The organism is Sphingomonas zeicaulis (genome assembly GCF_050433225.1).
In the GTDB taxonomy this organism is placed as follows: domain Bacteria; phylum Pseudomonadota; class Alphaproteobacteria; order Sphingomonadales; family Sphingomonadaceae; genus Sphingomonas_D; species Sphingomonas_D zeicaulis.
This window is the reverse complement of the sequence record NZ_JBNPXQ010000014.1, coordinates 76,861-83,403: the sequence shown is the minus strand read 5'-3', so window position 1 is coordinate 83,403 and position 6,543 is coordinate 76,861. Positions and strand designations below refer to the sequence as shown.

Annotated in this window: 2 protein-coding genes and 1 pseudogene; all 3 read left to right on the top strand. The window is 57.3% G+C overall.

The features are described 5' to 3' along the window. Positions 1 to 581 precede the first annotated feature (581 nt). Positions 582 to 4,820, top strand: coding sequence for an RHS repeat domain-containing protein (locus tag FHS96_RS27890; protein ID WP_429599695.1), 4,239 nt, complete (start codon positions 582 to 584; stop codon positions 4,818 to 4,820). Next, positions 4,807 to 5,070 carry a hypothetical protein gene (locus FHS96_RS27885; protein WP_429599692.1) on the top strand — a complete coding sequence of 88 codons (264 nt, stop codon included), beginning with the start codon at positions 4,807 to 4,809 and terminating at the stop codon, positions 5,068 to 5,070. The genes FHS96_RS27890 and FHS96_RS27885 overlap by 14 nt, the downstream gene beginning before the upstream one ends. Before the next feature lie 421 nt (positions 5,071 to 5,491). After that, a pseudogene (locus FHS96_RS27880) lies at positions 5,492 to 6,226 on the top strand (tyrosine-type recombinase/integrase); the annotation flags it as partial. Between the last annotated feature and the right edge of the window lie 317 nt (positions 6,227 to 6,543).

Sequence of the window (6,543 nt, the reverse complement as noted above, 5' to 3'; positions counted from 1 at the left end):
TCAACCTCTTCGCTCAGCCACCGCCGCGGCGCTGCCCCTACTGTAACGAGCGCCTCACGAACCCAGTGGTTATAAATGTGCCAAAGTAGTGCTAGTGTGACGGCTCTTGCTTGCGAGAGCATCCGCTCCGAATGAAATGCTGCTCAGCGCATGGAGGGGCCAGCGATCCATTTTTCGCTCTGACTATCAAAGAGACTTCCAACAGCGCGAGTTCCAGCTCTTGAAAAGTGAATAAGATGTTGACGGAAACACTGATAATGCTGTTTCTCTGGTCTCCAACATGTGATTCTTCATCGAAGGGGGTTCGATGCACACCGCAGCTAAAACGATAGCAATTGCAACCTTGATCGGATCAAGCGCACCCGCCTTATCGGCGGAGACAGTGACCTACACGTATGACGCCAGGGGGCGCGTGGTAAAGGTCGAGCGGACCGGTACGGTCAACAATGGCGTCACGCACGAATATGAACTCGACAAGGCCGACAACAGGATCCGGACCACGACCACGGGGTCGCCGAATCCACCGCCATCCTGAAATCTTTCGTTGAAGCGGCGGATCGAACACATCTCGGGGGCGGGAAATGAAGATATCTGGTAAGGTTATTGCGCGTGCTGACAAACTGCGTGCGCACCGGCGGAATTCTCTGTTGCTGGCAACCAGCGCACTGGCAGCAAGCTGGGCATTGCCGGCATGGGCCCAAAGCGCCGGAACGGTCCCCCCGGCCTATGTCGATGTCGATGACGTCGGGGTCTCCCCGGCGGACGGGAGCTTCAATTTCAGCCTGACAGAAGGTTCGATAGGCGAAGGCAGCGCCGAAATCGCGCTCAACCGTTTCTGGGGCAGCTCGGGCTGGACGGACAACTGGTCCGGTACATTATTCAAGAAAAATATCGCCGGCACGCAACATGTTTTTCTCGTTTTCGGATCAATCGCCGAGCATTTCGTCTGGAATGGCAGCAGCTATGTTAACCAGAAGGCGAACGGCAACACATTGACCGTGAACGGTGATGGGAGTATCTATAATTACACGGCTCGTGACGGAACGATCATTACCTACACATTGCCGTATGATCCATTCGTCCTCGAAGTCACCATCTTTCAGACGGGCGGTTGCTCTACCAGCGGCGGCAATATCGCCTGTGCATTGCCAACCCAGATTCAGAGCCCGAGCGGCCTGAAGACAACGCTCAATTGGGACACCCCGTACATCTGCCTCGACGTCGAGGAGTGCCGGCGAATCCGAATGGCGTACAGGCTGAAATCGGTAAGCAATTCGCGCGGCTATCGAATGACGTTCGCCTACGTATCGAACTCCACTTCCGTCCCGCCAGGAGGAGATTGGTTCAGGCGACAAACCGTCACATTCTCGAACGCCGCATCGACGAGCAGCCCCACGCCGACGGTGAACTATGCTTATCCGGCGACCGACCAGATGACGATCACCGATGCGGCGGCGCGTGTCTGGCGCTTTACCGGCGGCGGCAATTATCTCAGCGCGATCAAACGCCCCGGAAGTGCAAGCGACTCAATCACGCTTGGGTCCGGAACCGATGGCATAACCTCGGTCACGAGGGATGGTGTCACCTGGACCTATAGCCGGTCCACTTCGGGTACGCTTGAAACGACGACCCGGACCGATGCATTGGGACGCACACGTAAGACGGTGGTGGATACCGCTATCGGTCGGCCCGTTTCGATTGTCGATGAACTCAACCGAACCACTGCATTTGAATATGACGCGAACGGGCGGATGAAGAAGGTAACCCGCCCGGAAGGGAATTATACCGATTACACCTATGACGCCCGGGGCAATGTAACGCTCGAGCGCTCGTGGCCGAAGCCCACGGCAACCTCGCCGGTGCTGGTGACGCGAGCCAGCTATCCTGCGACGTGCGCCAATGCCGTCACCTGCAACCAGCCGGTGACCACCACGGATGCTCGCAACAACGTTACCGACTACACCTACGATACAACCCATGGCGGCGTTCTGACAGTTACGGCACCGGCGCCCACCGCAGGCGCTGTACGGCCGCAGACGCGCTATGGATACACGCCGCTCCAGGCATGGATATATACAACGCCCACAGTGATTACGGCCCAAGCCCCGATCTACACTTTGACCTCGGTCTCGCAATGTACGACCCTCACCACTTGTGTCGGCACCGACGATGAGACGAAGTCCATTATCACCTATCAGGCCGGTACATCGAGTGCCGCGACCAACTTGCTTCCGGTATCCGTTTCGTCCGGATCGGGCAGCGGGTTACTGACGGCAACAACGGGCGTCACATTCGATCTGATCGGCAATCAGTTGACCGTTGATGGTCCACTGGCCGGTTCGGACGATACGACGCGGTATCGCTATGATGCAGCACGCCAGCTAGTAGGGGTCGCCTCGCCTGATCCGGATGGCGCAGGGTCGCTGAGGCATCGCGCTGTACGATATACCTACAATCCGGACGGGCAGGTGACGGTTGCCGAAGCAGGCACGGTTGCGAATCAGACCGATGCAGCGTGGACAGCGTTCACCAGCCTGCAAAAGACGACGTCCAGCTACGATAGCAACGGCCGCAAGTCGCAGGACGCCCTGTCCGCGGGTAGCACGACCTATAACGTCTGGCAGTATAGCTATGACGCGCTCGGAAGGCCCGATTGTACGGCGCAGCGGCTCAATCCGGCAACGTGGGGCGCTTTGCCCGGAGCATGCGTTCTGGGAACTTCCGGAAGCGATGGGCCAGACCGGATCGCAAAGACCTCATATGACGAGGCAGGTCAGATCACGAAGGTGCAGACAGCCTTGGGAACCACCGATCAGGCGGACGAGGTCACCCGAACCTACACGGCAAATGGTCGCGTTCAGACAGAGACCGATGGTAATGGCAATAGGACCAGCTACGAATATGATGTCCAGGACCGGCTGTGGAAGACATTCTATCCGTCTCCGAACACTGCTGGCACGAGTTCGACAACGGACTATGAGCAGCTAACCTACGATAACGCCAGCAATGTCACGAGACGGCGCCTGCGCGATGGGCAGCAAATCGTGATGACCTACGATGCGCTCAACCGAATGACGCTCAAGAACCTGCCCGGCGCCGATGTCGATCGGAGCTTCGCCTATGACCTTCTGAACCGAACCGCGACGGTGACGCAGGGTACGGTCATCCACACGATAGCATATGACGCGCTCGGTCGCGTGACCAGCGAGGCACAGCCTTATGGAACGGTTAGCTATCAATATGACCTTGCCGGTCGGCGGACGCGCACGACGTGGCCGGACAGCTTCTACGTCACATATGACCATCTCGTCACCGGCGAGGTGACTGCCATCCGCGAAAATGGAGCCACCAGCGGCCTCGGCGTGTTGGCGAGCTACACATATGACGCACTGGGAAATCGCAAAACGACGACACGCGGCAATGCTGCACTCACATCGGTCAATTACGATGCGTTTTTCCGCGTCACGCAGATCTCAGAGACCTATGTCGGTGCCACCACGAACAACCTGCAGCTACAGTTCACCTACAATCCGGCAAACCAAATACGCACCGCGACACGCTCCAAGAACCAGTATGCCTGGACCGGTCACTACAATGTCGATCGCCCCTACACCGTAAATGGGCTGAATCAGCTGACGACTTCCGGCGCGGCAGCGCTTTCCTACGATGCGCGCGGGAATCTGACTGGTGACGGCACGCTCACCTACGCGTATGATTATGAGAACAAGCTGAAATCGGTGACGGGTGGCTTTACATTCAAATATGATGGTTTCACCCGACTGCTTGAGCAGGCTGGACCTTCCGCCACAACCCGAATGCTGTATGACGGGCAGGACATGATCGCCGAATATGACGGTGCAGGTACGATGATCCGCCGTTATGTTCACGGCCCCGGCCTCGATGACCCGATCATGCAGTACGAGGGCACCGGCGCTACCACGCGGAAATGGCTGCATGCGGATGAGCGTGGAAGCGTGATTGCGTTGAGCGATGACAGCGGCTCGGCGGTTTCGCTCAACAGCTATGACGAATATGGCATCCCCGCATTCTTAAACTATGGCCGGTATCAATATACTGGTCAGGTTTGGCTTGAGACGCCAGGACTCTATTATTTCAAAGCGCGCGTCTATTCACCGACACTCGGGCGCTTTCTGCAAACGGATCCAATTGGCTACGGAGATGGCATGAATTGGTATGCGTACACCGGGAATGATCCTGTCAACCTTACAGATCCAACCGGTCGTAAAGGCCAGAAGCCGGTTACGCCGAGCACGACTCAACAGTTCGACTCGACAGGGTGGGACGACACTGGTCCGGACATTGAAGTATGGGGAGTAAGGGATCCAACGTTCGTGCCTACCAACCCCGGACCGCTCGGATCGGGCCGTCCCGGCTTGGCCGAAGGTGGTGGCGGCGGCGGCGGCGCCGGCGCCCCTGGAGCAGGCCCAGCCGCTGAGCAGCAAGGACGACCCAAATATTGCTTCAGTCAACTTTACAAAGTCGGCGCTGTAATTGACGATATGGGCGACAAAGCTCAAAATCTAGCCATCATTGCCGGCGCAATTGGGGCCGCTAATGCACTTGATCCCGCAGGCATCCCTACAATGAGAGCTTCGATGTCTGCCTATAACACTGCCACACTAGCAAGAACAATTGGAACGACGATGAAATCATTTGCGAGTGGAAAAGGTGCTGTTAACACGCTGGGAACACTTTTGACCAAAAGTACCGGACTCGATAAATTATCTGTTGTCAGGGATTTGATGGCAAATGTTGGTAATCAGGCAAATACTAAGCAGCAAGACGATGGCTGTAAGTGACAACCAAGGATGCGTGGCATCCACTACCATTGCATTATTCGCAACGACGGTGGTTCTTCTTGCGTCGTTAGCAATTTATCAGGAATTACATAGCAAGTGGTGGCCGGTGGCGTTTTTATCGGCGACTTCGATCGTCTCGGCTTTATCTATCAAAATATTTAATGCCGAATTATCGTTTTTGAAGGTGACTGCTTGGATAGTTCTTCTAGTGAGTTTATTCATGGCGATTGTGTTGTCAATGCTTCTTTAAGATCGGTTAACGGCATGCAATTTGAGTGGATCGAAAATCTTGCATGAAGATTGTCCGCTTGCGTTATCCGGAAACAGCGCGGTCATATGGCTTCCAGCGGTGTCCTAACTGATCCGTCGACGGGAAAACGGTGTCCGCGGTCACTGCGCTGGTGCTCATCAACACCGCATCACCGCGTTGAGATCTCGGGAGTGATGTTGTCGAGGCGGCCTCAAGCCAGAAAGCGCTCGCGCTGTTTCGCACATTCGGCATGATCGACCTCCGGCTGACGGACCAGGCTATGCCGGGCACTCTCAGAGTCCTCTCTGATTGGGGCTCATCGGGTCAAGCTGCTTTCTCGTATTCGTGACCGGTCCATGGATCACTCGCTTCTCTCCGCGGTCAGCGCCGGGCTGCCGCATGATGGGGTCAGGAGAGCAGCATGCCTCAAGCTGTTTCGCGACCTTCGGCGGTGCCGAGGATCCGGACTCTCAACGAGGTCATCCCGCCCATCGTCCCCATGGGAACGATCGCTATCCACCTTTTCAGGCGGAATCTGTTCTGTATCACCGAATGCCCCAAGGGGCGAGGTTCAGAAATTAAAGATAGCAAAAACAGTGATATAAAAGCATATCCTGTCGTTGAACGTGAGCGGAGTCTGAGAGCTTCCGATGGCCATTTGCTCGCTGATTTCCAGCTAGAATCGAGCTCGAATCACCTCCTCGCTCAGCCGGCACGCGAGCGGCTGAATGGAAACGTAGCGCGTCGGCGGTTCGCCACGACGGGCTTCGTCTGGGACAACGAGGTCAAGGGCTTCGGTTTGCGTCACACCGCCGCCGGAGCGAAGCGCTGGATCGTTCAGTATCGCTACCGGGGTAAGACCCGCCGCGAGGTCCTCGGCGACGCGCGCGAAATGTCGCCCGCGCTCGCCCGTGTGGCGGCTAAGCGCCTTCTCGCCGCCGCGGCGCTCGACGGACTCCCGCAACCCGTGCTGCCGTCGGCCGCCAAACCTGTGGTGACCTTCGCGGAGTTCGTGGAGGAGTTCTGGACCGATTACGCTCCGCACTGGAAATCCAGCACCCAAAGGAGCAACCGCTACACGATCGAAGGCAGATTGAAGTCGATCTTCGGTGCCAAGCCGGTTGCCCAGATCACGCGCGCGGATGTCGTGTCGTGGCGCGACAGTCTGGTCGAGCGGAGCGGGGTCTTCAATCGCTCGATCCCGGTGTTGTCCATCATGCTGGGGTACGCCGAGAAGCTCGGCTATCGCCCGGAGGGCTCCAACCCGTGCAAGGGCATCGCCCGCTACAAGCGGCCGCTCAAGGAGCGCTATCTGACCAGGCGCGAGTTTCAACGGCTCGCGGCTGTGCTGGCGCAGCGCGAGGGCAGCATTCCGGAATTCACCGCCTTTGTCCGGCTGCTTATTTATACCGGCGCTCGGCGCGGGGAGATCGCTGGACTGCACTGGGAATGGATCGGCGCGGATTACATCGA

What these genes read in the sequence shown, in the direction of transcription:
- FHS96_RS27890 (WP_429599695.1), top strand. Translation starts at nt 582, where the DNA reads ATGAAGATATCTGGTAAGGTTATTGCGCGTGCTGACAAACTGCGTGCG.
- FHS96_RS27885 (WP_429599692.1), top strand. Translation starts at nt 4,807, where the DNA reads ATGGCTGTAAGTGACAACCAAGGATGCGTGGCATCCACTACCATTGCA.